At 70.3% G+C, this 25,185-nt stretch carries 17 protein-coding genes, 2 pseudogenes, 1 CRISPR repeat array and 1 riboswitch; of the genes and pseudogenes, 14 read left to right on the top strand and 5 right to left on the bottom strand.

Annotated elements, in window-relative coordinates; genetic code table 11:
* Window positions 1-1,155: 1,155 nt before the first annotated feature.
* Genes cas3 through cas2e form a run of 8 tightly spaced genes read left to right on the top strand, consistent with a single transcriptional unit; the run spans window position 1,156 to window position 10,071 of the window.
* The gene (gene cas3 / locus HNR67_RS16625) at window positions 1,156-3,939 is read left to right on the top strand and encodes a CRISPR-associated helicase Cas3' (RefSeq protein ID WP_312987419.1); all 2,784 of its coding nucleotides are present in this window, start codon (window positions 1,156-1,158) and stop codon (window positions 3,937-3,939) included.
* Window positions 3,926-5,560, top strand: a complete 1,635-nt coding sequence (gene casA / locus HNR67_RS16620; protein ID WP_185003127.1) for a type I-E CRISPR-associated protein Cse1/CasA — start codon at window positions 3,926-3,928, stop codon at window positions 5,558-5,560. Before cas3 ends, casA begins: the two co-directional genes overlap by 14 nt.
* Entirely contained in the window at window positions 5,557-6,201 is a 645-nt protein-coding gene (gene casB, locus HNR67_RS16615) for a type I-E CRISPR-associated protein Cse2/CasB (RefSeq protein ID WP_185003125.1), read from the top strand. The genes casA and casB overlap by 4 nt, the downstream gene beginning before the upstream one ends.
* A 17-nt stretch (window positions 6,202-6,218) precedes the next feature.
* Entirely contained in the window at window positions 6,219-7,358 is a 1,140-nt protein-coding gene (gene cas7e, locus HNR67_RS16610; protein WP_185003123.1) for a type I-E CRISPR-associated protein Cas7/Cse4/CasC, read from the top strand.
* Window positions 7,355-8,083 (top strand): type I-E CRISPR-associated protein Cas5/CasD, encoded by a 729-nt coding sequence (gene cas5e, locus HNR67_RS16605; protein WP_185003122.1) that lies wholly within the window; start codon window positions 7,355-7,357, stop codon window positions 8,081-8,083. The genes cas7e and cas5e overlap by 4 nt, the downstream gene beginning before the upstream one ends.
* On the top strand, window positions 8,083-8,751 hold the full coding sequence (gene cas6e, locus HNR67_RS16600; protein ID WP_185003120.1) for a type I-E CRISPR-associated protein Cas6/Cse3/CasE: 669 nt from the start codon (window positions 8,083-8,085) through the stop codon (window positions 8,749-8,751). The genes cas5e and cas6e overlap by 1 nt, the downstream gene beginning before the upstream one ends.
* The gene (cas1e, locus tag HNR67_RS16595) at window positions 8,744-9,715 is read left to right on the top strand and encodes a type I-E CRISPR-associated endonuclease Cas1e (protein WP_185003118.1); all 972 of its coding nucleotides are present in this window, start codon (window positions 8,744-8,746) and stop codon (window positions 9,713-9,715) included. Before cas6e ends, cas1e begins: the two co-directional genes overlap by 8 nt.
* Window positions 9,712-10,071 carry a type I-E CRISPR-associated endoribonuclease Cas2e gene (gene cas2e / locus HNR67_RS16590; protein ID WP_185003116.1) on the top strand — a complete coding sequence of 120 codons (360 nt, stop codon included), beginning with the start codon at window positions 9,712-9,714 and terminating at the stop codon, window positions 10,069-10,071. The genes cas1e and cas2e overlap by 4 nt, the downstream gene beginning before the upstream one ends.
* A gap of 66 nt (window positions 10,072-10,137) precedes the next feature.
* A CRISPR array of direct repeats spans window positions 10,138-11,934; the repeat unit is 28 nt; unit sequence GTCGTCCCCGCGCGAGCGGGGATGGTCC.
* 313 nt (window positions 11,935-12,247) lie between these two features.
* Here the strand turns inward: cas2e and HNR67_RS16585 are convergent.
* Complete coding sequence (locus tag HNR67_RS16585; protein WP_312987415.1) at window positions 12,248-13,549, bottom strand: MFS transporter; 1,302 nt, start codon at window positions 13,547-13,549, stop codon at window positions 12,248-12,250.
* 223 nt (window positions 13,550-13,772) lie between these two features.
* On the opposite strand from HNR67_RS16585, the gene HNR67_RS16580 reads away from it, so the two are divergent.
* Entirely contained in the window at window positions 13,773-14,522 is a 750-nt protein-coding gene (locus HNR67_RS16580) for a maleylpyruvate isomerase family mycothiol-dependent enzyme (RefSeq protein WP_312987413.1), read from the top strand.
* Window positions 14,523-14,593: 71 nt separating this feature from the next.
* Here the strand turns inward: HNR67_RS16580 and HNR67_RS44470 are convergent.
* Window positions 14,594-15,775 (bottom strand): annotated as a pseudogene (locus HNR67_RS44470) (acyltransferase family protein); the annotation flags it as partial.
* Between HNR67_RS44470 and HNR67_RS16575 the strand changes: the two are divergent.
* The 4 genes and pseudogenes from HNR67_RS16575 to rnhA all read left to right on the top strand — a co-directional run.
* Window positions 15,765-16,445, top strand: a complete 681-nt coding sequence (locus HNR67_RS16575; RefSeq protein WP_185003111.1) for an MBL fold metallo-hydrolase — start codon at window positions 15,765-15,767, stop codon at window positions 16,443-16,445. The pseudogene HNR67_RS44470 and the gene HNR67_RS16575 overlap by 11 nt on opposite strands.
* Before the next feature lie 204 nt (window positions 16,446-16,649).
* Complete coding sequence (locus HNR67_RS16570; RefSeq protein WP_185003109.1) at window positions 16,650-17,060, top strand: hypothetical protein; 411 nt, start codon at window positions 16,650-16,652, stop codon at window positions 17,058-17,060.
* A gap of 45 nt (window positions 17,061-17,105) precedes the next feature.
* Complete coding sequence (locus tag HNR67_RS16565) at window positions 17,106-17,519, top strand: hypothetical protein (RefSeq protein WP_185003107.1); 414 nt, start codon at window positions 17,106-17,108, stop codon at window positions 17,517-17,519.
* Between the two features lie 73 nt (window positions 17,520-17,592).
* A pseudogene (gene rnhA, locus HNR67_RS44465) lies at window positions 17,593-18,030 on the top strand (ribonuclease HI); the annotation flags it as partial.
* A gap of 292 nt (window positions 18,031-18,322) precedes the next feature.
* On the opposite strand, the gene metH reads toward rnhA, so the two are convergent.
* Both metH and HNR67_RS16550 read right to left on the bottom strand, forming a co-directional pair.
* The gene (metH, locus tag HNR67_RS16555) at window positions 18,323-21,943 is read right to left on the bottom strand and encodes a methionine synthase (protein WP_312987410.1); all 3,621 of its coding nucleotides are present in this window, start codon (window positions 21,941-21,943) and stop codon (window positions 18,323-18,325) included.
* Between the two features lie 20 nt (window positions 21,944-21,963).
* Window positions 21,964-22,039: riboswitch (S-adenosyl-L-homocysteine riboswitch) on the bottom strand.
* 44 nt (window positions 22,040-22,083) lie between these two features.
* Entirely contained in the window at window positions 22,084-22,503 is a 420-nt protein-coding gene (locus HNR67_RS16550; RefSeq protein ID WP_185003102.1) for a VOC family protein, read from the bottom strand.
* 715 nt (window positions 22,504-23,218) lie between these two features.
* Between HNR67_RS16550 and HNR67_RS16545 the strand changes: the two genes are divergently transcribed.
* Window positions 23,219-23,920, top strand: a complete 702-nt coding sequence (locus HNR67_RS16545; RefSeq protein WP_185011806.1) for a hypothetical protein — start codon at window positions 23,219-23,221, stop codon at window positions 23,918-23,920.
* 80 nt (window positions 23,921-24,000) lie between these two features.
* On the opposite strand, the gene HNR67_RS16540 is transcribed toward HNR67_RS16545, so the two are convergent.
* A complete protein-coding gene (locus HNR67_RS16540; protein WP_185003101.1) occupies window positions 24,001-25,035 on the bottom strand; it encodes a radical SAM protein in 1,035 nt (344 codons plus the stop codon).
* Window positions 25,036-25,185: the final 150 nt, after the last annotated feature.

Below are 25,185 nucleotides of genomic sequence, written 5' to 3'. Positions count from 1 at the left end.
CGGGGGAGGCGGACGATGATGAGGAGTCGTCCCCGCACGAGCGGGAGTGGTCCCGAGATGAGGGACAGGGCTAGGGCGCCGAGCGTGTCGTCCCCGCGCGAGCGAGGGTGGTCCCGCCGCCGCGCCCTGGCTGTCGACGGCCGAGCCGTCGTCCCCGCGTGAGCGGGGGTGGTCCCAGCAACGAGGTCCAGACGGTCACCATCACTGGGTCGTCCCCGCACGAGCGAGGATGGTCCGATCCGGCAGCACTGAGCCGTCGTCCCCGCGCACGCGGGGTTGTTCCCGCGCACGTACCCGGGCAGGACAGCGACGCCGAGCGTCGTCCCCGCGCACGCGGGGTTGGTCCCCCGGTGCCGGGGTTGAGGTTGAGGTACGGGTTGTCGTCCCCGCGCACGCGGGGTTGGTCCCTGTGCGTCTTGGTGGTACAGCCGTTCCTGCGCGTCGTCCCCGCGCGAGCGAGGTGGTCCGGGCTACAGCACGCTGCGGGTCCTGCTCGTGGTGTCATCCCCGCGCGAGCGAGGGTGGTCCCTCCTGGGCATCGGCAACGGTCGTGGCGACCTCGTCATCCCCGCGCGAGCGGGGGTGGTCCGGCGGTCGGAGCAGGTCTTCTGCCCGAGATCGTGTCGTCCCCGCGCAAGCGGGGGTGGTCCGGCGGTTGGTGGTGAACCCCCGCGTTCCGGCCAGTCGTCCCCGCGCGAACGGGGTGGTCCCAGCAGGGTGATGCCGACCTTGCGGGCCTTCATGTCGTCCCCGCGCACGCAGGGTTGGCCCGTTCCATGGTGACCTGCTCGCCGCCGTCCGCGCCGTCGTCCCAGCGCACGCGGGGTTGGTCCCGGCCCAGGAGATCCGCGTCCTCTGTGAAGCGGGTCGTCCCCGCGCAAGCGGGGTGGTCCCTCCTCTTCGTCCAGGGTCCAGATCACGCCCTTGTCGTCCCCGCGCGAGCGGAGTTGGTCCGAACGGCCGCGGCTTGCTGGATGTGATGACCGGTCCGGCGATCCGCCCATGACCCATTGCCAGGCGACCTGCCTTCTGCCCTTCCGCGCGGGCAGTACCACCGTCAGCACTGCGGCGCAGGGAAACGCGTCGGTAGCAGCTGATCGTGCGAATCGCGGCTGCCGCCGCTAACGACAAAGCGTGTTCCGTCTACACACAAGCGTGTCCCAATCCCTCCGGCCCACCAACGACCACGCCGCACCCGCCGATGCCAAATTGCTTGCGGTATGGGCAAAATCCGTCCGCGACGAGCACGGCGCCTTGACCCACTGGCTCCCACTGCACCAGCACCTCGACGACACCGGCGCGGTAGCCCGACGTCTGCTGGAGAGCTGGGTGCCCCGCCAGGTCCTCGACACCGTGGCGCGGGATGTCCGGGGCGATCTCGACGAGGTGCGGGTGCTGCTGGAGTGGCTGACCCGCGTGCACGATGTCGGCAAGGCCAGTCCCGCCTTCGCGGTGCAGGTTCCTGCTCTGGCTGACCGCATGCGCGGCAGTGGACTGAGCGCTTCTCCTTTGCTGGCCCACGATCGTCAGCGCAGCGCGGTCACCCACGCCCTGGTGGGGCATGTGGCGGTCCGGGAGTGGTTGGCGGGTCGGCATGGACTGCCGCGGCGGGGATTGGCCGCGCAGCTGGCCGTGATCGTGGGCAGCCATCACGGTGTTCCACCCGAAGAACGACAACTCCAGCTCGTGCGGCAACGTCCGGAGCTGGCCGGTACCGGGGTGTGGAAGCGGGCCCGGGAGCACTTTCTGGAACGGGCCGACGCCACAATCGACTGGGCGCGGTGGCGGGATGTGCAGTTGAGCCTGCCCAGCCAGGTGTTGCTCACCGGGCTGGTGATCGTGGCCGACTGGATCGCCTCCAACACCGACCTGTTCCCGTTGCTGGCCGCACACGAGCCTCCCCGCCCGATGGACACCGCGGCGCGGCTCGAACACGCCTGGCAGCAGCTGGATCTACCGGGGCCGTGGAGTGCGGAGCTGCCGGGTGTGGACGCGGAGGTGTTGTTCGGCCAGCGGTTCGCCCATCCCAACGCCCGTGCGCGTCCGGTGCAGGTGGCCGCGGTTGAGCTTGCCCGGCGGCAGGAGCGGCCCGGGTTGCTGATCATCGAGGCACCGATGGGCAACGGCAAGACCGAGGCAGCGCTGCTGGCCGCGGAAGTCCTGGCCGCCCGTTCCGGTGCCGGGGGCTGTTTCGTGGCGTTGCCGACCCAGGCGACCACCGACGCAATGTTCTCCCGGGTGCACACCTGGCTGGAGCACCTGCCCCGCCCCGGCGGTGAGGTTAGTGTGACGTTGGCGCACGGCAAGGCCAGCCTGAACGAGGAGTTCGCCGGGCTGGTGCGGGCCGGGTACTTCGCCAGCGTCGACGAAGAGCAGGACAGCGGTGCGATCGTGGCGCACCAGTGGCTGCGCGGCCGGAAGAAGGGGGTGCTGGCCTCCTTCGTGGTGGGCACGATCGACCAGATCCTCTTCGCCGGGTTGAAGAGCAAGCACTTGATGCTGCGGCATCTGGGGTTGGCCGGCAAGGTCGTGATCATCGATGAGGTGCACGCCTACGACGTGTTCATGTCGCAGTACCTGCTGCGGGTGCTGGAGTGGTTGGGGGCCTACCGGGTTCCGGTGGTGTTGCTCTCGGCGACGTTGCCCGCGGCGCGGCGCGCCCAGCTCCTGGCTTCCTATGACGGTCAGGCCAACCCCGCGGTGGCTGCAGAGCTGGGTTATCCGGTGCTGGTCAGCTCCGGCGGGCTGGCCCCGGTCACGGTCCCCGCCGGCGGGGAGGACAGCACGGTGGTCCTGAATCACCTTGCTGATGACCTGGACACGCTGGTGGCCTACCTGCGCGTGCGCTTGGCGCAGGGCGGGTGTGCGGTGGTGGTGCGCAACACCGTCACCCGGGTGCAGGAGACCGCGCAGCGCCTGGAAGAGGAGTTCGGTGCCGGGCAGGTCACGATCAACCACTCCCGGTTCCTGGCCTGCGACCGTGCCCGCATCGACCAGTCCCTGCTCCGGCAGTTCGGTCCACGGGGGCAGCGGCCTGGGCTGCACATCGTGGTGGCCTCGCAGGTGGTGGAGCAGTCCCTGGACGTGGACTTCGACCTGATGGTCACCGACCTGGCGCCGATGGATCTGGTGTTGCAGCGCCTGGGGCGGTTGCACCGCCACCTCCGCGACCGGCCGGACCCGTTGCGGCAGGCGCGGTGTGCGCTGGTCGGAGTCGGGGATTGGGATGCCGCGCCGGTGCAGGCGGTGGCGGGGTCCCGGCGGGTCTACGGGGACCACACCTTGCTGCGCGCGGCCGCGCTGTTGGCCGGGCGGGCCGAGGTCGTGCTGCCCCGGGACATTTCCCCGTTGGTGCAGCAGGCCTACGGCGAGCAGCCGCTGGGCCCGGTCACCTGGCAGGAGCACATGCAGGCCGCTGAGCACCAGGCAGCAGCGGCCGAATCCCGGCGGACCGCAGCAGCAGGGGACTTCCGCCTTGGGCCGCCGACGGATAGGTCGTTGGTCAGCTGGGTGGCGGCCGGGGTCGGCGATGCTGATGACGATCACACCGGGCTGGCGCAGGTGCGTGACGGGGCGGAGTCCCTGGAAGTCCTTGTCGTGCAACGTGATTCCGCCGGTGGCCTGGTGACCCCGGAGTGGATCGCCCGCGGTGGCGGCGAACCTGTTCCCGTCGACCTGGCGGTGCCGGCCCGGCAGGCTGCGGTGATCGCGGCCTGCTCGCTGCGACTGCCCTTGGCGCTGAGCCATCCCGGCGTCATCGCCGCGGTGACCCTGGCGCTGGAGACCAACTACTTCACCAGCTTCCAGCTCACCCCGCTACTCAAGGGGCAGCTGGTGCTGGTCCTGGATGAGAACCGCAAGGCCGTGCTCCGGCACGGCGAGATCGCCTTCACCCTGACCTACGATCCGCGACGAGGACTGATCCATGAGCGGGCCTGACCCGTTGTCGTTCAACCTGATCGACCACCCCTGGCTCCCCGTGCGCACTACGACCGGCAGACGGGAAGAGCTGTCCCTGACCGAGGTGTTCGGTCGCGCCCACGAACTGGCCGCCCTGCTCGGTGACGTCCCGACCCAGGTCTTCTCCCTCACCCGACTGCTGCTGGCGATCCTGCACCGCGCGGTCGATGGCCCCCGCGACCTCGACGCCTGGGAAAAGCTGTGGCAGCAACCCGAACTGCCCGCCCACCAGATCACCGGCTACCTGCACCAGCACCGGCAACGCTTCGACCTGCTCGCCCCGCAGGCCCCGTTCTTCCAGGTCGCCGGGCTGCACACCGCCAAGGGCGAGGTCTCCGAGCTGGCCAAGCTCATCGCCGATGTCCCCAACGGGCACCCCTTTTTCACCACCCGCCTCGGCGGGATCCCGTCGCTGTCCTTCCCGGAGGCAGCGCGGTGGCTGGTGCACTGCCAGGCCTTCGACCCCTCCGGGATCAAGTCCGGCGCCGTCGGGGACAAACGAGTCAAGGGCGGCAAGGGCTACCCGATCGGCATCGGCTGGTCCGGGCACCTCGGCGGTGTGCTCCCCGAGGGCGCCACGTTGCGGGAAACGTTGCTGCTCAACCTCATCGCCTACGACCACCCCGGCCTGACCGGCACCCCCGAGACCGACCTACCGGCGTGGGAGCGGGACCCGGTAGGCGTGGGTGAGGAGCAGGACGGCGGCCGCGCGCCGACCGGTCGGGTGGACCTCTACACCTGGCAGAGCAGGCGGATTCTGCTCTCCTACACCGCTTCCGAGGTCACCGGGGTGCTCATCTGCAACGGTGAGCGCCTGACCCCGCAGAACAAGCACAACCACGAACCGCACACCGCCTGGCGGCGCAGCACCTCGCAGGAGAAGAAGCTGGGCCTGCCGCTGGTGTACATGCCGCGGGAGCACCTGCCCGACCGGGCGGTCTGGCGTGGGTTGCAGTCGCTGCTGCCGGGTGCGGAACGCCCACAGAGCCAGGGCGCGGCCAGCGCGCTGACCCCGCAGGTCCTGGAGTGGATCGCCCGGCTGGGCAACGAGATCGACCCGGATCTGCCGGTGCGGCTGCACACCATCGGCATGACCTACGGCTCCCAGAGTTCCACCACCGAGGACATCCTCGACGACCAACTGCCCCTGCACGCCATCCTGCTGCACCGGGACGCCACCGGCCTGGCCGCTATCGCGGTGGCCTGTGTGCAGGCCGCGGAGGAGACCGCGAAGGCGGTGGGCCGGTTGGCGGGCAACCTCGCTGGCGCGGCCGGCTGCGGACGAGACGAACGCGACGGACCGGTCAGCCGGGCCCGGGAGCAGCTCTTCGCCGCCCTGGACCCGCTGTTCCGGTCCTGGCTGCGCGAGCTGCGCGCCGACACTGACCCCCTTGCAGCCCAACAGCTCTGGCAGCGCCAGGCGCGGGGGTGCGCGCACACCGTGGCCAAGGACTTGCTGGAGCGGGCGCCGATGACCGCCTGGCGGGGCCGGACCGTCGACAAGCGCCTGATGAACACGCCGTTGGCCGACAAGTGGTTCCGGCTCGATCTTCGCACTGCCCTGCCGTTGGCGGCCCAGACCATCGAGGTGTTCTCATGACCGCAAGCCCCGCCACTGCCACGGCCGCGCCGGAACTGGGTGCGGTCGGCGTGGAGGTTGATCGCCGCATTCTCAGCCTGCAGCAGGGGGTGCTGGCCAACCGCTCCGCCGAGGTCGCCGCGCTGGCCCGGTTGCGCCGGGCAGTCGGCAAGCCCGCCGGGAGCGTGGCCGACGTCCAGCGCTACACCCTCTCCCCCGCCTTCGCCAGCCCCGACGCCGGAGACGACCCCACTCCCGGGGAGATCGCCGCGCACACCGCGCTGACCCTCTACGCCACCCACCAGCAGTCCCGGGGCAAGCGGATGCACCAACGAGGCCGCCGCCTCGGTGCGGCCGTGCGGCAACTGCACCCGCAGGAACCCACTGACCCGCCCTCTCCGGTGCTGCGGCGCTTCCAGACCCTGGGCACGTCCGAGAGCTTCACCGAGCTGCTGCACCACCTGCGCGGCCTGGTGCAGCTGTTGCGAAGCCAGGACATCGCCTTGGACTACGGGCTGCTGGCCGAGGAACTCCTGCGCTGGCAACGCCCCGACGGCGCGGCCAGCGTGCGACTGCGGTGGGGCCGGGACTTCTACCGCACCACCACCAGCACCACGACCACGACCGACATCGACACCGAGCGGGACGACACCACCGCCTGAACAGGGGGAGCATCCCTATGCCACGCACCATCCTCGACGTGCACATCATCCAGAGCGTGCCGCCGAGCAACATCAACCGCGACGACACCGGCAGCCCCAAGACCGCCATCTACGGCGGCCGCCGCCGCGCGCGGGTGTCCAGCCAGGCATGGAAACGCGCCACCCGCAAGGCTTTCCCCGCACACCTGGACACCTCCGAACTCGGCAAGCGCACCCGTCAGGTCGTCGAGGTACTGGCCACCGAGATCACCCGGCAGGCACCAGCATTGGACGGGCGGGCCGCGGAGCTGGCCACCGAGGTGCTCACCGCTATCGGCATCAAGACCAAGGCCGCCCGCAAGGACGGGGCGCTGCCGGAGTCGGAGTTCCTGCTCTTCCTCAGCCACCGCCAGATCGAGTCCCTCGCCGAGCTGGCCGTCACCGCTGCCACCGAAGCCGGCAGCGGGAAGGTGAGCATCAACAAGCAGGAAGCCAAGACCCGCGCCGATCGCGAGCACTCGGTGGACATCGCGTTGTTCGGGCGGATGGTCGCCTCGGCCACCGACCTCAACGTCGAGGCCGCCGTCCAGGTCGCCCACGCGCTGAGCGTGCACGCGGTGGACAACGAGTACGACTACTTCACCGCGGTGGATGACAACAAGGAGAACAACGACGACGAGGACGCCGGGGCGGGGATGATCGGCACGGTGGAGTTCAACTCCTCCACCCTCTACCGCTACGCCGCCCTGGATGTCGACGCCCTGTGCGAGAACCTCGGCGATGCCACGGCCACGGTGCGCGCGGCGGAGGCCTTCACCCGGGCCTTCATCACCAGCATGCCCACCGGCAAGCAGAACACCTTCGCCAACCGCACCCTGCCCGATGCCGTGCTGCTCGTGGTGCGCCAGCGCCAGCCCATCAACCTCGTCGGGGCCTTCGAGGAAGTGGTGGCCGACGACGCCGAGCACGGCCGGGTGCACACCGCCATCGGCAAGCTGGCCGAGCACGCCCGCGACCTGCACGCCGCCTTCGACGAAACCCCGGTGGCGGCCTGGACCTTCGGGATCGGGGAGAAGAAGATCGCCCCCTTGGCCGAGCTGGCCACCCACACCACCTTCGAGCCCGCCGTGCGCGCGGTCGGCGAACTCCTCGGTCAGCGGCTGGCGGCCACCTCGTGAGCTGCCTGCTGCTGCGGCTGGCCGCGCCGTTGCAGTCCTGGGGCACCAGCAGCCGCTTCACCCGCCGCAACACCGACCGCGCCCCCAGCCGCAGCGGAGTACTCGGTCTGCTGGCCGCGGCCACCGGCCGCCGCCGCACCGACCCCCTCGAAGAGCTGCTGGAACTGCGCATCGGAGTCCGCATCGAACAACCCGGCCAGCTGGAACGGGACTTCCAGACCGCCCGCAGTCTGGACGGGCAGACCTCCATGCCACTGTCCTACCGCTTCTACCTCGCCGACGCGGTCTTCGCCGTGGCCGTGTATGGCCCCGACCCGCTGCTGGAGACCCTGACCCAGGCGTTGCGGGCACCGGCGTTCCCGCTGTTCCTGGGGCGCCGATCCTGCCCGCCCGCCGGGGTACTGCTGCACGGGGTGCACGACGGGGACGTCGCCCAGGTGCTGGCCGATGCGCCGTGGCTGGCCTCGAAATGGGTGCAGAAGCAGCACCGCGCACCGACGGTCACCCTGGACACCGTCGCGGACTGCCCCGCCACCGAGGCCCGCGCGGAACTGGTGCGCGACGAGCCGATCAGCTTCGATCCCCGGCACCGCCAGTACGCCTGGCGCAGCGTGCTCAAGACCCCGGTCACCATCCCCAACCCGATGCACCGCTCCCCCATGCCGACCGCGGCCCAGGCGGGTGGCGGACATGATCCGATGGCCTTCTTCGAGGAACCATTCTGATGTATTTCACCCGTTGCGCCCTCAACCCGGCCCGCCGCGGCGCCCGCGCGCTGCTGGCCTCCCCGCACAAGCTGCACGGCGCCGTCCAAGCCGCCTTCCCACCCCACGCCGCCTCGGCTACTGGGCAGGGCAGGGTGTTGTGGCGGTTGGATCAGACCGAGCACCAGGTCCAGCTCTACCTGGTCAGCCCGGACCGCCCCGATCTGACCCACCTGATCGAGCAGGCCGGCTGGCCCACCACCACCGGCTGGGACACCCGCGAGTACCAGCCGGTCCTCACCCGCCTGGCCGCGGGGCAGATGTGGGGATTCCGGCTCAAGGCCAACCCGGTGCACAGCGGCCGCAAAACGCCGGATGCCCAGCGCTCGCAACGGTTCCACCATGTCACTGTCGCTCAGCAGACCGACTGGCTGCTCACCCGCACCGACAAGTTCGGCTTCACCATCCCTTTGGGGGAGAACAAGGAGCCGGATGTGGCGGTGCGCGGGCGGGAGGTCGTGCGCTTCGAGCGCAAGTCCGCCACGGTGTCGCTGTCCACCGTGGTGTTCGAGGGCCGTCTGGAAGTCGTCGACCCCGACCGGCTGAGGGAGAGCCTGACCAACGGGATCGGCCCGGCTAAGGGCTACGGCTGCGGCCTGCTCACCCTGGCCCCGCTGCGCCGTGGCTGATCTGCCCGGCGCCAAACCGGTCCCGCTCTCCCAGTTGCACCGAGCCCAGGACCGGCTGTCCTTCCTCTACCTGGAGCACTGCACCGTGCACCGGGAGGACAACGCGATCACCGCCACCGACGCCCGCGGCACCGTGCACATCCCCGCGGCCACCCTCGGCGCGCTGCTGCTGGGCCCGGGAACCACCGTCAGCCAGCAGGCCATGGTGCTGCTCGGGGAATGCGGATCGACCGCGGTGTGGGTGGGCGAGCACGGGGTGCGCTACTACGCCCACGGCCGCACCCTGGCCCGCTCCACCACCCTGCTGCAAGCGCAGGCGGCGCTGGTGTCCAACCGGAACTCCCGGTTGAAGGTCGCGCGGGCGATGTATGCGATGCGTTTCCCCGGCGAGGACACCAGCGGGCTGACCATGCAGCAGTTGCGCGGCAGGGAAGGAGCCCGGGTACGGCGCAGCTACCGCGAGCACGCCGCCCGGGTCGGCATCGACTGGCAACGCCGCGACTACGACCCGGCCAACTTCGAGGCCGGCACTCCGGTCAACCAGGCGCTGTCCGCGGCCCACACCAGCCTGTACGGGGTCGTGCACGCGGTGATCGTGGCCCTGGGGTGTTCCCCCGGGCTGGGGTTCGTCCACACCGGGCACGTCAAGTCCTTCGTCTATGACATCGCCGACCTGTACAAGGCACAGGTCAGCATCCCGGTCGCCTTCGACATCGCCGCCGCCGAGGTCGCCGACATCGGCTCAGCCACCCGCCGCGCGATCCGGGACCGCATGCGCGGCGGAGCGTTCCTGGAGACCTGCGTCCGCGACATCAAGACGCTGCTGACCCCGGAGGAGGAGCTGGTGGAGTACGGGCCGGAAGCCTTCGAGGACGCGGCGTTCGCCGGCGCGGATGTGGTGATGCTCTGGGACGACAACGGCCGGGCCGTTCCTGGTGGGGTCGCCTACGGGGAGGAGCTGTGACGGTGATCGTGGTCGCGGCCTGCCCGGTCGGGCTGCGCGGACATTTGACCCGGTGGTTGCTGGAGATCTCGCCGGGGGTGTTCGTCGGGCGCACGACCAGCCGGGTGCGGGAGTTGTTGTGGGTGCGGGTGGTGGAGATGGTGCGCACCGGGCGGGCGATCATGGTGCACCAGGCCGACAACGAACAGGGACTGGCGTTCCAGGTGCACGACCACAACTGGGTTCCGGTGGACTTCGAGGGCATCAACCTCATGCTCCGCCCAGCTCCCGGAACACGGTCGGTCGAGTCTGCGGGGACGGCGGGCAAGCCGGGGTGGAGTGATGCCAGCAAACGCCGACGCTTCGGACGACGGTGACCGACACCGCCAATGAAAGTGAAGGAAAACCCGACCAGCGGCCTGCAAACTCGCAGGTCAGGAAGTGTCGTCCCCGCGCGAGCGGGGATGGTCCCTGCCGGGGCCGCCGCAGGTAGGCATGCCAATGGTCGTCCCCGCGCGAGCGGGGATGGTCCACGTCGCGGACGGCAGGTAGTGGTGCTGCTGGGTCGTCCCCGCGCGAGCGGGGATGGTCCGTACGCCAGCTCCGGAAAGAGCTGGCGGAAGTCGTCGTCCCCGCGCGAGCGGGGATGGTCCGGCTGGTCTGCGGCCGCGGACCTGTGGTGCGGCGTCGTCCCCGCGCGAGCGGGGATGGTCCCCGGTGCGGCCGTGTTCAGGCGGGATCAATGGGGTCGTCCCCGCGCGAGCGGGGATGGTCCCTCGCACGCGGAGCGTGCCGATCCACGCGGGGCGTCGTCCCCGCGCGAGCGGGGATGGTCCGCCGCGGCCGACTTCAAAATCGGCTTCACGGTGGTCGTCCCCGCGCGAGCGGGGATGGTCCACAGGCGCACGCGCTGCTGGTCGCGCTGGAGGCGTCGTCCCCGCGCGAGCGGGGATGGTCCGGCCATCGCAGGCGCTCTGCTTGAGCGGCTGACGTCGTCCCCGCGCGAGCGGGGATGGTCCCTGGGTGCTGTGCACCTACGGCCCCGAGGCCGAGTCGTCCCCGCGCGAGCGGGGATGGTCCGGTTGGTAGTAGAGGTGAAGGCGCGTGGGCCTCGTCGTCCCCGCGCGAGCGGGGATGGTCCGACGCCGCGCGGTTGCGGCGCGGTGATCACGAGGTCGTCCCCGCGCGAGCGGGGATGGTCCGGTGCTGACCGAGGACTGGTCGGTCAGCACCGGGTCGTCCCCGCGCGAGCGGGGATGGTCCCGGGACGGTGGCCTGCCGGGTGGCGGTGATCGCGTCGTCCCCGCGCGAGCGGGGATGGTCCCAGCCGGAGCAGCCGCATCTACCGGCCGGACTGGTCGTCCCCGCGCGAGCGGGGATGGTCCATCGAGGGCGTCGTCGACGGCGGCTCCTTCAACGTCGTCCCCGCGCGAGCGGGGATGGTCCGGTGTCCGGGTAGCTCCTGTCCCTGATCCGGCCGTCGTCCCCGCGCGAGCGGGGATGGTCCCTCCACCCGGCCGCTGACCGCCGGCGAGATCGAGTCGTCCCCGCGCGAGCGGGGATGGTCCCAAGGCCCTGACCAGCAGAATCAGACGTCACCAGTCGTCCCCGCGCGAGCGGGGATGGTCCCTCGCCGCCGACCCCGCCGACACCGAACAGCTGGTCGTCCCCGCGCGAGCGGGGATGGTCCCCGCGGTGACTGGGGCCAGGACGCCACCAGCCCGTCGTCCCCGCGCGAGCGGGGATGGTCCTCCGGTCAGCGAGTCGGCCATGCGCACCGCGCGGTCGTCCCCGCGCGAGCGGGGATGGTCCGCAGCGCCCGGCCCTGGCCAAGAAGCTGCGATCCGTCGTCCCCGCGCGAGCGGGGATGGTCCCTGACCGGCTACCACGGCAGCCTGGCCGGGCATGTCGTCCCCGCGCGAGCGGGGATGGTCCCAGACCCGGACCTCCCGCTGCACGTCCCGGAGAGTCGTCCCCGCGCGAGCGGGGATGGTCCGGTCCCCGGCCGGGCTGCCGGGTTCGGCCAGTGGTCGTCCCCGCGCGAGCGGGGATGGTCCCTTGCGCAGCCCGGCGGTGAGTTCGGGGCCGTCGTCGTCCCCGCGCGAGCGGGGATGGTCCCTCGGACAGCGACCCGGCGGGCGTGCCTTCGCCGTCGTCCCCACGCGAGCGGGGGTGGTCCCTACGGTGCTGTCCTCGGCGCCCGCGACACCAGGCCGTCCCCGCGCGAGCGGGGCTGCTGCGACCACGACATCCAGTTCAGCAGTTCGGAACCTCACCGCGTGTCGGCCCGCACAACAGGTTCGGAACTGCACCCGTGGTCAACCGGCGGCTACGAGCCAGTCAGAGCACGTCCGAACTTTGTGAGGCTTGTGAACCGGCGGTGACACGGCCAGCCACGCACACACGACCTCTACCAGCAGGTGCGGAATCCGCCACAGGCAGTGCCGCGCGCCTGCCCGCTACCAGCATCCGTCCGGTAACCTATTTGGTGTGATTTCCCCATTTCAGGGAAACCTCACCATCCTGGTCGTTCAAACAGGTGTTCGAACGATCTTAGGTGGCGGCTCCGGCACGGGCCAGGCTCACGTCCCTGGTCTCCTTCGATGTCAGGTAGACCACCAGGCTGACCAGGCACAACGCTGCGATGTACCAAGGGTACAGGGCGCCGGAACCGGCCGCGGTCAGCTGTTCGACGACGTAGGGCGCGGTGCCGCCGAACAACGCCACGGTCAGCGAGTACGGCAGGCCGAGGCCGGCCGAGCGGACCTCGGTGGGGAACAGCTCGGCCATCGCCACCGGCGCCACCGCTCCGTAACAGGCGAACAGCAGCAGGCCACCGGACATCACCAGGAAGAGTGACAGCGGCGCACTGGAGATGAGCCCGAACAACGGCACGACCAGCAGCAGGAAGCCCGCGGCGAACACGATCAACAGCGGCTTTCGCCCGATCCGGTCGGAAAGCGAACCCAACAGGGGCAGGATCAGCACCATCAGCACCTGGGCGGCCACCGAGGCCCACTGCGCGCCGGTGGGCGCCATGCCGTGTGCCTTCTGCGCGTAGGTCGGCAGGTAGACGGCGAAGGTGTAGTACGCGGCGGTCGCGCCCGCGGTGAAGCCGACCACGCGCAGCGCGGCGCCGGGGTGGCGGCGCAGCACCTCCAGCGTCGGCCGGGCCACCCTGCGCTCCTTGCCGAGCAGGAACGCCTCGGTCTCCTCCAGCGCGCGGCGCAGGTAGAGGCCGTACAGCCCGAGCAGCGCGCCGATCGCGAACGGGATCCGCCAGGCCCAGGCGGACAGCTCCTCGCGGCCGAGGGTGGCGCTGAGCAGGGTCAGCAGCAGGGTGGCGGCGATGGTGCCCAGGGTGGTGCTGACGTAGATGAAGCTGCCGTAGAAGCCGCGGCGTCCCGGCGGGGCCAGTTCGGCCAGGTAGGTCGAGGAGGAGGCGAACTCGCCGCCGGTGGACAGGCCCTGGGCGATCCGGGCCAGCAGCAGCAGGATCGGCGCGAGCAGGCCGGCCTGTTCGTAGGTCGGCGAGACCGCGATCAGCAGGCTGCCGCCGGCCATCAGGATCACCGAGAGGCTGAGTCCGGCGCGGCGGCCGTGCCGGTCGGTGAAGGCGGCCAGCAGGGCGCCGCCGAGCGGGCGGAAGAAGAAGCCGACGGCGAAGATCAGCAGGGTGCTGAGGGTGCCGGCGGTCGGGTCGTCCTTGGGGAAGAACTGGGGCGCGAAGAACACCGCGAAGATCGCGTAGGCGTTCCAGTCGAACCACTCCAGGCCGTTGCCGATCGCCGCGGCGACCAGGCCCTTGCGGCGGTCGGCCGGGCTCGGCGCCGCCGGGGTGTCTGTTGTGGACACAGGTGCCTCCAGCGGGTCAGGGTGGGTCATCTCGTGCAGATCAAACCGCCTTGAGGTGCTCGAAAGCCACAATTTCCACTATGTGAGCACCACATTCGGCCGAAGCGGGCGAGTAGCCTTGACTCCTAGGATCAAGGACTTCGTCACCGCACACCGGATCACGCCTACCGAGTCGGGGAGGGGCGCCATGACCGGACTAGCACGCCAGCTTTCGGGAGTTTCCGTGCCATCACCGCGCCGCAGTCCCGCCGACGCCGCCGCCAGGGCCGGCACCGCCCTGGACGCGCTGGAACACGCGGACGAGCGGCTGCTGCGAGCTGTCACCGAGCTGGATGACGCGGGCGCACGCGGCGCGAGTGGATTACCGGGCTGGAGCCGGGGTCACCTGCTGACCCACCTGGCCCGCAACGCCGATGCCCTGCTGAACCTGGTGATCTGGGCCCGCACCGGGGTCGAGCACCCGATGTACGCCAGTCGCGCGGACCGGGACGCCGATATCGAGGAGGGCGCCAACCGCAGGCTGCGGCTGCTCCAGGAAGACCTGGTGGCAGCCAGCGAGCGGTTCGCCGCGGCGGCGCGGGCGCTGTCCGAGACGGCCTGGACCGCGGACATCCAGCACACCACCGGCACCCAGTTCGTGGCGCACGAGATCCCGTGGCTGAGGGTGCGCGAGGTGTGGGTGCACCTGGTGGACCTGGACATCGGCTTGGAGTTCACCGATATCGACCCGGCGGTGCTCGGCGAGCTGATCGGCAGTTCGCTGGCGGTGTACGGGGAACGGCCTGGCGCGCCCGCGTTGCAGCTGGAGGTCGAGCTGCCGGAGGGTGGTCAGCGGGTCTGGACGCTGGACGGATCGGACTCGCCCGCGGCGGTGGTGCGCGGGGACGCACCGGCCATGCTGGCCTGGCTGACCGGTCGCGGCGACGGCACCGCGTTGTCCGGCACCGTACCGGAGCTGCCGCGCTGGCTCTGACGGCGACGTCGCACCCTGCTGGTGGTGAGGAGCCGGAACACCGGCTTCTCCACCAGCCGGGTGAGCAGCCAGCCGAGCAGCACCAGTGAACCGAGCACCAGGATCAGGCGGAACCAGGAGTCCACGCCGATTCGCTTGAGCCCCAACGAGATCAGCGAGCCGACCTGGTAGTTGACCAGGTACATGCCGAAGGAGATGCCGGCCAGCCAGGCCAGCGGGCGGCCGAGTGAGCGCAGCACCGGCAGGTCCCACACCGGCCGCCGCGCGGCCAGCGCCATCAGCCCCACCATGACCGCCAGCGCGGCCGCTCCCCCCGGTTCGCCGAGGTGCCATTCCTGGGCCGCGGCGGCCGCGGTGAGCAGCAGTCCGAACTGGACCGGGCTGATCCGGCGGCGGGACCACAGCCAGATGGCCAGGCCGACCGCGAACAGGTGGGTGCGGTTGAGCTGCAGCGTGCCGAACCACCAGTCCAGCGAGTGCGAATGGTCCCGCAGCCAGCTCAGCGGCAGTGGCGCGAGCACCAGCACCCAGCAGAGCACCCGAAGGTCCCGATAGGACCATTTCCAGCAGGCGGCCAGCACCGCGGCCACCACGAAGGCGGTCATCTGCAGCTGGAGGGTCCAGTAGCTGATGTCGATGAAGTCGGCGTCCGGGATGCGCGCCTGCAGCAGGAAGAGGTTGGCCAGGTAGTCGTGCCAGTCCAGGCCGCCGGTCCAGTCCGCGGGCGCGATGTTGGTGCGCAGCAGGTAGGTGATGGTGGCGGCGATCCAGTAGGCGGGGATCAGCCGGGCCAGCTTGTGCCAGACAAAACGGCCGGAACGCCCACGCGCCAAGGTCCGCGCGGTGAAGTAGGCGGAAATCACCAGCAGACTGTTCGCCCCGACCTGGATGCCGAACCGGAACGGCATGCCACCCAGCTCGGGGTGGTCGTGCGGCCCGAGATTGGTGGCGTGCTGTAACAGGACCGCCGTCACGGCGAGGACCCGGATGAGGTCCCAGCTGACATGACGGGCCTTGGCCGCTTTGGGCGGCGCCGTCGGTGTCGCGGACGCTGTTGTCGCGGCTGCGATGGAGGAGTTCGGCACGTCGCTCACAGAGGGGTCTGGGAGGTCTGGTGATCGTTTGCAGCCCAACCCTAAGCCCCGTTGCTGAGCGTGACCTGAAGAGGCAGCCAACCCCCGAATGCCCACAAAAAACGGCACCGCTCGATAGCTTTCCGCAACGGGTACTACGGTTGCTCCCGTGGAGGTCATCGAGAACTACACCGGCCACGTCGAGCCGGGCGGCCCAGCCGCCCGCCGCACCCTGGCCCACCTGACGATCACCAAACTGTCCGTAGGCGGAGAGTGGAACAACAACGCCTACCTCCTGGTGTGCCGCGCCACCGGCGACGCCCTCCTGATCGACGCCGCCAACGACTCGGAACGCCTCATGGACCTGCTGGGCCATGACGCCGACCGCCCCCGCCTCCGCACCATCGTCACCACCCACCAACACCCAGACCACTGGCAGGCCCTTGGCGCCGTCGCAGGCGCCACCGGCGCCCAGACAGTGGTCCACCCCCTGGACGCGGAACCCCTCCCGGTACCGGCGGACTTCCTGGTGGAACACGGCGACACGGTCCAGATCGGCGACAGCGAACTCGAAGTGATCCACCTCCGCGGCCACACCCCGGGGTCGATCGCGTTGCTGTACCGCGACCCGGAGGGGACCGCGCACCTGTTCACCGGGGATTCGCTGTTCCCCGGCGGGGTGGGGAAGACGACCACGCCGGAGAATTTCCAGTCGCTGATCGGTGATGTGTCGGAGCGGTTGTTCGATTATCTGCCGGATGAGACTTGGTTTTATCCGGGGCATGGGGATGACTCGACGTTGGGGGCGGAGCGGGCGAGCGTGCCGGAGTGGCGCGAACGCGGCTGGTGACCGACTGAATTTCCCGGGCGGAGCCGCCTTGCCCTGGCAGCGGCTCCGCCCGGATTCATCAGTGCCGCGTCGACCCGAGCCGGTGTGACCACTGTGTCCATTGGGACCATTGGTGCGAAAGCCGCCCGACGGCCACACGGATGAGCACCGGACAAACCCGATCGGACGTACTTCCACACCGGCGCCCCGGCTAGCTTCGACCCAATGGGGAGAATGAAAAGCCGGACCAAGAAAGCGCTCTGGCGCTTCTGGGGGTACTTGATCCTGGCGGTGGCCGGATACCTGTGGCTCAGCGGCGACCTCAACTTCGTGCTGATTCTCGGCTTGTCCGGACTCGCCCTGCTGTACATGTTGTTCGCCGCACCGATGTGGTGCCTGGCGCCCAACTCGACCAACGGGAAACCGTGCAGCAACAACGCGTACGGGCTGCTCATCGGGTGCTGGATCCGGAAGCACAAGTGGGAGAAGATCAAGATGATCTTCCGGCGGCAGCGATGGGCGGAGCTGGGCCGACGATCATTCTCGACCGTGGGAGCCCAGGCCGCGGCGATCGGTGCGGTGGGCAGCTTCACCTCGGCCATCGCCGCGGTGATCACCCTCATCGTCAAGAGGTGAGTCCGGCTGGGAAGGATCCCCTGGCTCCCCTCCTATCCTCCGCACATGCGCCGTCACCTGACCTGGCCCGCCCTGCTCCTCCTCGGCGCCTGCGCGACCACCCCCACCCCGGTCACCACCCCCTCCTCCGCAGCCCCGACCAGCACCACCCCCGCCCCCAGCACCGACGTCGCCGACTGCTTCGACGGCGACTGCACCATCACCGTCACCAAGGACACCGCCTTCCCCCTCGACGCCAAGGCGATGCCGCTGACCGAGTTCGTCGTGACCAAGCTCGGCCCGGAGGGCGTCGAATGCAGGCTCTCGGCGAGCAGGGGTGGGGCGTTCACGTTGACGTTGCTCAAGCCGGGCCAGAGTGCGGCCGCGGGGTTCGAGGACACGGTGCAGACCTGGGTGACGCTGGTGTCGGCAGGCGAGGGATCCGTGGTGCTCACCCTCGGGCACGCCGCCCCGAAATAGCCGCCGCCCACCTCGCCAGCGAACGAAGTTTCGCTGTGCGAACACGTCGGCAGCGTGGTCATAGCTTCGTCGCATGAACTCCGAACAGGTCATCGAGATCTACACCGACGGCGCGTGCAGTGGGAATCCCGGCCCTGGTGGCTGGGGTGCGGTGCTGCGTTGTGGGCCGAGGGAACGGGATCTGCACGGCGGCGATCCCGGGCCGACCACGAACAACCGGATGGAGCTGATGGCGCCCATCCAGGCCCTGCGGGTGCTGACCCGGCCCGCCACACTGCGCATCTACACCGACAGCACCTACGTGCGTGACGGCGTCCTGTCCTGGCTGCCCAGGTGGAAGGCCAACGGCTGGCTGACCAGGACCAGGCAGCCGGTGAAGAACATCGATCTGTGGCAGCAGCTGGACACCGCGCTCGCGCCGCACCAAGCCGTCTGGCACTGGGTCAAAGGGCACTCGGGGCACCCGGACAACGAGCGGGCCGACCGGCTGGCCAGTCGCGGGGTGCGGGAGGTGCTTGGCTCGCCACCGACCCGGCCACCACGGCGCGAACCCGTTGCGGGGCAACAATGTCAGGCGCTCACCCGGGCCAGGCGGCCGTGTCCGATCGTGCCCGGTGCCACCGGGTTGTGCCACGTGCACGATCCCGCGTTGCAGTGTGGCGCGGTGGGGTCGAACGGCAAGCGGTGTGGGGCCGCGACCGCCGGTCGCCGGTGCAAGTCGCACCAGGGGGAGGTGTCCGTTGCTGTCGACCTGTTCTCGTGCTGAGGGTGGGGCCGGGCCGGGTGGCTCGGCCCCACCGGGATCAGCTCGCGGCCGGCTCGTAGCCCAGGTTGGGGCGCAGCCAGCGCTCGACCTCGGTCAGCGGCATGCCGCGACGCTGGGCGTAGTCCTCGACCTGGTCCTTGCCGAGGCGGCCCACCGTGAAGTACTTCGCGCCCTCGTTGGCGAACAGCAGGCCGCTGACCGCCGCCGCGGGGGTCATCGCGAACGACTCGGTCAGGCCCAGCCCCACCTTCTCCGCCTCCAGCAGCTCGAACAGCTCTTCCTTCTGGCTGTGGTCGGGGCTGGCCGGGTAGCCGAAGGCCGGGCGGATGCCGCGGAAGCGCTCGGCGTGCAGGTCGGCCAGCACCGGCTCGGAACCGGGCTCGTACCAGGCGCGACGGGCTTCCAGGTGGATGTACTCGGCGAAGGCCTCGGCCAGGCGGTCGGCCAGTGCCTTGACCATGATGGAGCGGTAGTCGTCGTGGTTGGCCTCGTAGCCCGCGGCCAGGGTCTCCGCGCCGTGGATGGCCACCGCGAAGCCGCCGAGGTGGTCACCGGCCGGGGCGATGTAGTCGGCCAGGCACCGGTTCGGGCGGTTCTCCGGCTTCTCCGTCTGCTGGCGCAGCATGGGGAAGCGGATGTGGCCGGCCACGATGTCGTCGCCCTCGCTGTGCGCGGGCCAGTAGCCGTACACGCCCTGGGCGGTGAGGCTGCCGTTGGCGATGATCTGGTCGAGCAGGACGTTGGCCTCGTCGAAGAGTTCCCTGGCCACCGGCTGTTCCAGGATCTTCGGGTACTTGCCCTTCAGCTCCCAGGCCAGGAAGAAGAACTGCCAGTCGATCATGGCGCGCAGGGTGGGCAGGTCAGGGGAGACCGTGCGGATGCCGGTGAACTCCGGCACCGGCAGGTTCTCGAAGGAGACCGGCTCGAAGTTGGCGCGGGCCGCCGCCAGCGGCAGCACCGGCTTGGACTCCCTGGCCTCGTGCTGCTCACGCAGGCGGTCCTGGTCGACCCGGTTGCGCTCGGCCAGTTCCTCGGCGCGGTCCTCGTCCATCAGGTCCGAGACCACGCCCACCACCCGGGAGGCGTCGAGCACGTGCACCGTGGTGGCCTGGTAGGCAGGCGCGATGCGCACCGCGGTGTGCTGGCGGGAGGTGGTCGCGCCACCGATCAGCAGCGGCAGCTTCAGGCCCCGGCGCTCCATCTCCGCGGCCACGTTGACCATCTCGTCCAGGGACGGGGTGATCAGGCCGGACAGGCCGACCGCGTCGGCGCCCTCGGCCACCGCCACGTCCAGGATCTTCGCCGCTGGCACCATCACGCCCAGGTCGATGACCTCGTAGTTGTTGCAGCCCAGCACCACGCCGACGATGTTCTTGCCGATGTCGTGCACATCGCCCTTGACCGTGGCCAGCACGACCTTGCCGTTGCCGCGGGCGGCGATGGCCAGGCCTGCCTTGCGGGCCGCCTCCTTCTCCGCCTCCATGAACGGCTCCAGGTAGGCCACCGACCGCTTCATCACCCTGGCGCTCTTGACCACCTGCGGCAGGAACATCTTGCCCGCGCCGAACAGGTCGCCGACGATCTTCATGCCGTCCATCAGCGGACCCTCGATGACCTCCAGCGGCCTGGGCAGCAGCTGGCGGGCCTCCTCGGTGTCCTCCTCGATGAAGTCCACGATGCCGTGCACCAGCGCGTGCGAGAGCCGCTCGGCGACCGGGGCTTCCCGCCAGGACAGGTCCACCACACGCTGGGTGCCGCGGCCGCTGACCGTCTCGGCGTGCGCGACCAGCCGGTCGGTGGCGTCCTCCCTGCGGTCGAAGAGCACGTCCTCGACCAGTTCCAGCAGATCGGGCGGGATGTTGGCGTACACCGCGAGCTGACCGGCGTTGACGATGCCCATGTCCAGGCCGACGCGGGTGGCGTGCAACAGGAACGAGGAGTGCATGGCCTCGCGCACGATGTCGTTGCCGCGGAAGGAGAAGGACAGGTTCGAGATACCGCCGCTGATCCGCACGCCGGGACAGCGTTCCTTGATCCGGGGCAGCGCCTCCAGGAACTCCTTGGCGTAGCCGTTGTGCTCGCTGATGCCGGTGGCCACGGCGAGCACGTTCGGGTCGAAGATGATGTCCTCAGGCGGGAATCCGGCCTGCTGGGTGAGCAGGTCGTAGGCGCGGGCGCAGATCGAGACCTTGCGGTCGGCGCTGTCGGCCTGGCCCAGCTCGTCGAAGGCCATCACCACCACGCCCGCGCCGTAGTCACGGATCCGCCGGGCCTGGGCCAGGAACGGCTCCTCGCCCTCCTTGAGGCTGATCGAGTTGACGATCCCCTTGCCCTGCACGCACTTCAGCCCGGCCTCGAGCACGCTCCACCGGGAGCTGTCGATCATCACCGGGATGCGCGCGATCTCCGGCTCGGTGGCGATCAGGTTGAGGAAGCCGGTCATCGCCCGCTCGCTGTCGAGCAGGTCGGCGTCCATGTTCACGTCGAGGATGTTCGCGCCGCCGCGGACCTGCTCCAGCGCGACGTCGGCCGCGGTCTGGTAGTCGCCTGCCTCGATCAGCCGCCGGAACTTGGCCGAACCGGTGACGTTGGTGCGCTCACCGATCATCACGAAACCGGTGTCCTTGGTGATCTCGAACGGCTCCAGGCCGCTGTACCGGGTGCGGGACCCCGGGTCGGGCACGGCGCGCGGCGTCATCGTGGACACCGCCTCGGCGATCTTGCCGATGTGCGCGGGGGTGGTGCCGCAGCAGCCGCCGACGATGTTGACCATGCCGGACTCGACGAACTCGGCGAGCAGTTCGGCGGTCTGCTCCGGGGTCTCGTCGTAGCCGCCGAAGGCGTTCGGCAGGCCGGCGTTGGGGTGCGCGGAGGTGTAGGTGTTCGCGAAGCGGGACAGCTCGGCCACGTGCGGGCGCATCTCGGCCGCGCCCAGCGAGCAGTTGAGGCCGACCACCATCGGGTCGGAGTGCTCGATGGAACTCCAGAACGCCTCGACGGTCTGCCCGGACAGGGTGCGGCCGGAGAGGTCGACGATGGTCACCGAGATCCACAGCGGCAGCTCGGGCGCGACCTCGCGGGCGGCGGCGATGGCGGCCTTGCAGTTGAGCGTGTCGAAGATCGTCTCGACCAGGAGCAGGTCGACCCCGCCCTCGGCCAGCGCCGCGATCTGCCCCGCGTAGGTGTCCTTGACCTGCTGGAAGTTGACCGCGCGGTAGGCGGGGTCCTCCACCCGGGGGGACAGCGACAGGGTGACGTTGAGCGGTCCGATCGAGCCCGCGACGAACTTGTTGCCCGCCTCGTCCGCGGCCTGCCGGGCGATCTGCGCCGCCTGGACGTTCATCTCGTGGACGTAGGACTCCATCAGGTAGTCGGCCTGGCCGATCCCGGTGGCGGTGAAGGTGTTCGTGGTGGTGATGTCCGCGCCGGCGTCCAGGTACTGCCGGTGGATGTCCAGCACCAGGTCAGGGCGGGTGAGGTTGAGCAGGTCGGGGTTGCCCGCGACATCCCTGGCGTGATTGGCGAAGTGGTCGCCGTAGTAGTCCTCTGGCTTGAGCGCGGCGTTCTGGAACATGGTGCCCCAGGCCCCGTCGAGCACCACCACCCGTTGCGTCAGCAGCTCCTTGAGCGCCTGCGTGCGGTCGCCAACCCTGTCCACCGAATGCACCTCCCGACTGAGTCTGGGAGGCGCCCTTGTTCGTCACACCCGGTCGAGCGTGGCGGGCCGGAACCCGTTGCAGCGCCTCTCGACCTTGGTACGGAGGGTACCGAACATCTCCCGGCGCCGTGGTCTTCGATTCAGCGACTTGAGGTTCCGGCGATGTTGACCATCCAGTTGATGCCGAACCGGTCGGTCACCATGCCGAAGTGGTCGCCCCAGACCTGTTTCTCCAATGGGACGCCGACAGTGCCGTCCACGGCCAGTTTAGCGAAGTAGCTGCTCAGCTCCTCGACGTCCTCCCCACTGAGGCACACCGAGACGTTGTCGCCGACCTGGTGCGGCGGCATCCCGGCCGGGGTGTCCGCCCCCATCAGGACCAACCCGCCCGGACTCTCCAACTGGCTGTGCATGATCTTGTCCGCCTCCGGGCTGGCCTCCATGCCGTACTCACCGAAGGTGGAGAAGGTCAAGGTGCCGCCGAAGACCTCCCGGTAGAACTCCATGGCCGCCCTGGCCTGGTCACCAAAGTTGATGTAGGGGTTGAGCCGAGTGCCCACGACGGCCTCCTTGGCGTCCGATGGAGCTGCATCGTCGCACTTCAGCGGGGTGTCAACAACCGGAGACACGGTCACCGGATCCGGTGCTCATCCCGGCCTGCCCGGGGCGTCGGGCGGTCTCATCGGCGGCGGCCGCGAGGTGCGAGCGCCGCCTCGGCGGTGGCGGTCGGCGGCGCGTGGGCGGGTGCCCGGCGGCGGGGCGGGCGGCGGTTGACGACGGGTGTCGGCCGGGCCGCGAGTTCAGCGCGACCGACGGCCGGGGCAGGTCGGGTGGCGGGGCAGAAAGGGGCGGAATTGGGCTGACGACGATCCGGCTGCCGTTCCACAGAGTGGGATCACCCCGGACCGGCCGGGCGGGGCGGGGACGGGCCGTCGCCGGATGGGGACTGGCTGTCACCGGTAGTGGCAGGCGGGGCGCCGCACGCTCAACGCGAGGTCCGAGGACCAGGGTCGGGCGGGGTTGCCACGGGCTCGGAACGCCGGACCTCCGGGGTACCGAAGTGCGGGCGGCGGGCCGGGGCGGTGCGGGGTGGGGTCAGCTGGCGTGCTCCGGCTCGCTGGCCGCTGGTGACCGCCGGTGTGCGCGGGCGCTGGCTCCGCCACTGGATCCGGTGTGCTTCCTGGGCCGTTCGGGCGACCCGGGACCGGTTTGCGTCATTCGCGCTCCGCGGCCGGGTTACCTCGGCGAGGTCTGGTCGGCTCGGGGAGGAGCGGCATGGGACGGCGCATTGGTGGGGCGGGCGGCGGTTCGGATCCGGCGGCGCGGGGCGGTGGGGCCGCCGTGGCCGCGGTGGCGGTGGTGGCTGTGATTGGCGCCGCCGGAGCTGGTGTGGGCGGCGGGCTCGGGCTGGGCGGTGGGGCCGGGGCGGGCGGTGGGGCTGGTGGGTCGGGTGGGGGTGCGGCGAACTCGGCGGCCTCGCGGAACATCAGCGCGCGGAAGAACGACGGTAGGCAATCAGCCCGTCGGGGCAAGGCCGATGAGGCCTGGCAACGGTTGGGGCTGCGGCGGTTGCGGCGGGAGGTGCGGACGGCGGCGGAGTGTGTGAGCCATTCCTTCGGGGAGATTCGCGGGTTCTTCGCGCACACCCCGTGCAAGTCGCTCGACCGGGCGTTGTTCAGCGTCGGGGACGGCGAGGGGAACGTGGTGGTGATCTCGGTGGTGTGGGTGCGGTTCCACCAGCGGGGGCGGGCCGGGGACTTCAAGCGGCTGCACGAGGTCCACGGCAATGGGGATGTCCGGCCGTTGGGCGCCGAACTGCTGGAGCTGCGGGACATCCGGTTCAGCGCGCACCACTACGACGCGAAGCTGTCCGGCAACGCGGTGGTCATCGCCGAGACGGAGACCGCGGCGGGCAGCCTGAGCAGCGAGGCGCTGGACGCCGTGGCGCAGGTGGCGGCGGAGCTGCCGCATCCCTGAGCACGCCCGCGCCGGGCGCTGGGCCAGCGGACCAGGACCGGGTCGGGTGGCAAGAGCCGGGTCGGGCGACGCGGGCCCGGTCACAGGACCAGGACGGGGCGGGCGTCGATGCGGGCCCGGACCTCCGGGGTGCCGAAATGGCGGTCGATCTGGCGGATCGCCTCGGCCCAGTCGCGGCGGGTGTGGATGCGGGACAGGCAGTCCAGTACGAACGGGTCGGTCCAGCGGGCCCGGGAACGGCGCCACAGCTCGACCGGGTCCTCGGTGAGCAGGCTGCCCACGGTGCCCTCGTAGATGGGCATGCCGCGGACGGCGCCGTCGGGTTCGACCTCCATCGGGCGGAAGTCGGGGTTGTCGGCCAGGTACCGCGGGTTCATCTGGACTTCGAAGTTGTCCGTGGTGTCGACCTGCACCCAGCTGGGCGCGGCGGCGCGGAGGCGTTCGCGGGTGGCCGGGAGGATCAGCTCGGCCGCCTGTTCGTCGCTGACCAGCTCCTGCTCGACGAAGCTGGGGCGGCTGGCCAGGCCGGTGGGGACCACCGCGCCGAAGGACAGGGTTTCCAGGCTGGAGAAGCGGGGGGCCACCTCGCCGCACATGCGGTCGATCTCGTCGTAGTTGCTGCGGACGACGACGTAATCGATGCCGAAGCGCAGCGGGGTCCGGCCGGCGGCGAGGTCCTGTTCGACCCGGTCGTTGAGCATGCCGAGGGTGCGCATGCAGTGGTCGAAGGACCCGGCGCGGCCGCGGATGCGGTCGTGGGTGGCGGCGTCGGGGCCGTCCACGCTGACCACGATCTTGTCCACCACCCCGGCGAGCTGGTCCAGCAGGGCGGGTTTGGTGTTCCAGCCGCTGGTGTAGACGTACACCCGCAGGCCGCCCTCGCGCAGCCGGCGGGCGACGTCGACGATCGGGCGCAGGGTCAGGGGTTCGCCGCCGCACAGGGTGATCAGCTCGGCGCCCAGGGAGATCAGGGCGTCGGCGACCTTCATCAACTCCGGGGCGTCCAGGCTGCGGGCCGGGCGGCGGCCGGACTCGGTGTAGCAGTGATAGCAGCGCAGTGGGCAGGCGAAGGTCATGTCCCAGATCAGGACATTCGGGCGGTCGGTGTCGTCCATGGGCAGCAACGGTACGAACTCGCCGGAATTGTCGCGTCCGCAATCGGATACCCAAACAGCGCGACCGACTACCCAACGGCTGGGTATCCACCAAATGGACTCGGTAATCCCCGGCCGCGGTTGCGTACCCGATTACGGATTCGGTCCCGG

This window comes from Crossiella cryophila (assembly GCF_014204915.1).
GTDB classification, from domain to species: domain Bacteria; phylum Actinomycetota; class Actinomycetes; order Mycobacteriales; family Pseudonocardiaceae; genus Crossiella; species Crossiella cryophila.
The sequence above is the reverse complement of the archived record's forward strand: the minus strand, read 5'-3'. Positions and strand labels throughout refer to the sequence as shown.

Excerpts from the sequence above, each read along its gene's own strand:
- casA (WP_185003127.1), top strand. The coding sequence starts at position 3,926 with ATGAGCGGGCCTGACCCGTTGTCGTTCAACCTGATCGACCACCCCTGG.
- casB (WP_185003125.1), top strand. The coding sequence starts at position 5,557 with ATGACCGCAAGCCCCGCCACTGCCACGGCCGCGCCGGAACTGGGTGCG.
- cas7e (WP_185003123.1), top strand. The coding sequence starts at position 6,219 with ATGCCACGCACCATCCTCGACGTGCACATCATCCAGAGCGTGCCGCCG.
- cas6e (WP_185003120.1), top strand. The coding sequence starts at position 8,083 with ATGTATTTCACCCGTTGCGCCCTCAACCCGGCCCGCCGCGGCGCCCGC.
- HNR67_RS16570 (WP_185003109.1), top strand. The coding sequence starts at position 16,650 with ATGGGGAGAATGAAAAGCCGGACCAAGAAAGCGCTCTGGCGCTTCTGG.
- HNR67_RS16565 (WP_185003107.1), top strand. The coding sequence starts at position 17,106 with ATGCGCCGTCACCTGACCTGGCCCGCCCTGCTCCTCCTCGGCGCCTGC.
- HNR67_RS16545 (WP_185011806.1), top strand. The coding sequence starts at position 23,219 with ATGGGACGGCGCATTGGTGGGGCGGGCGGCGGTTCGGATCCGGCGGCG.
- HNR67_RS16540 (WP_185003101.1), bottom strand. The coding sequence starts at position 25,035 with ATGGACGACACCGACCGCCCGAATGTCCTGATCTGGGACATGACCTTC.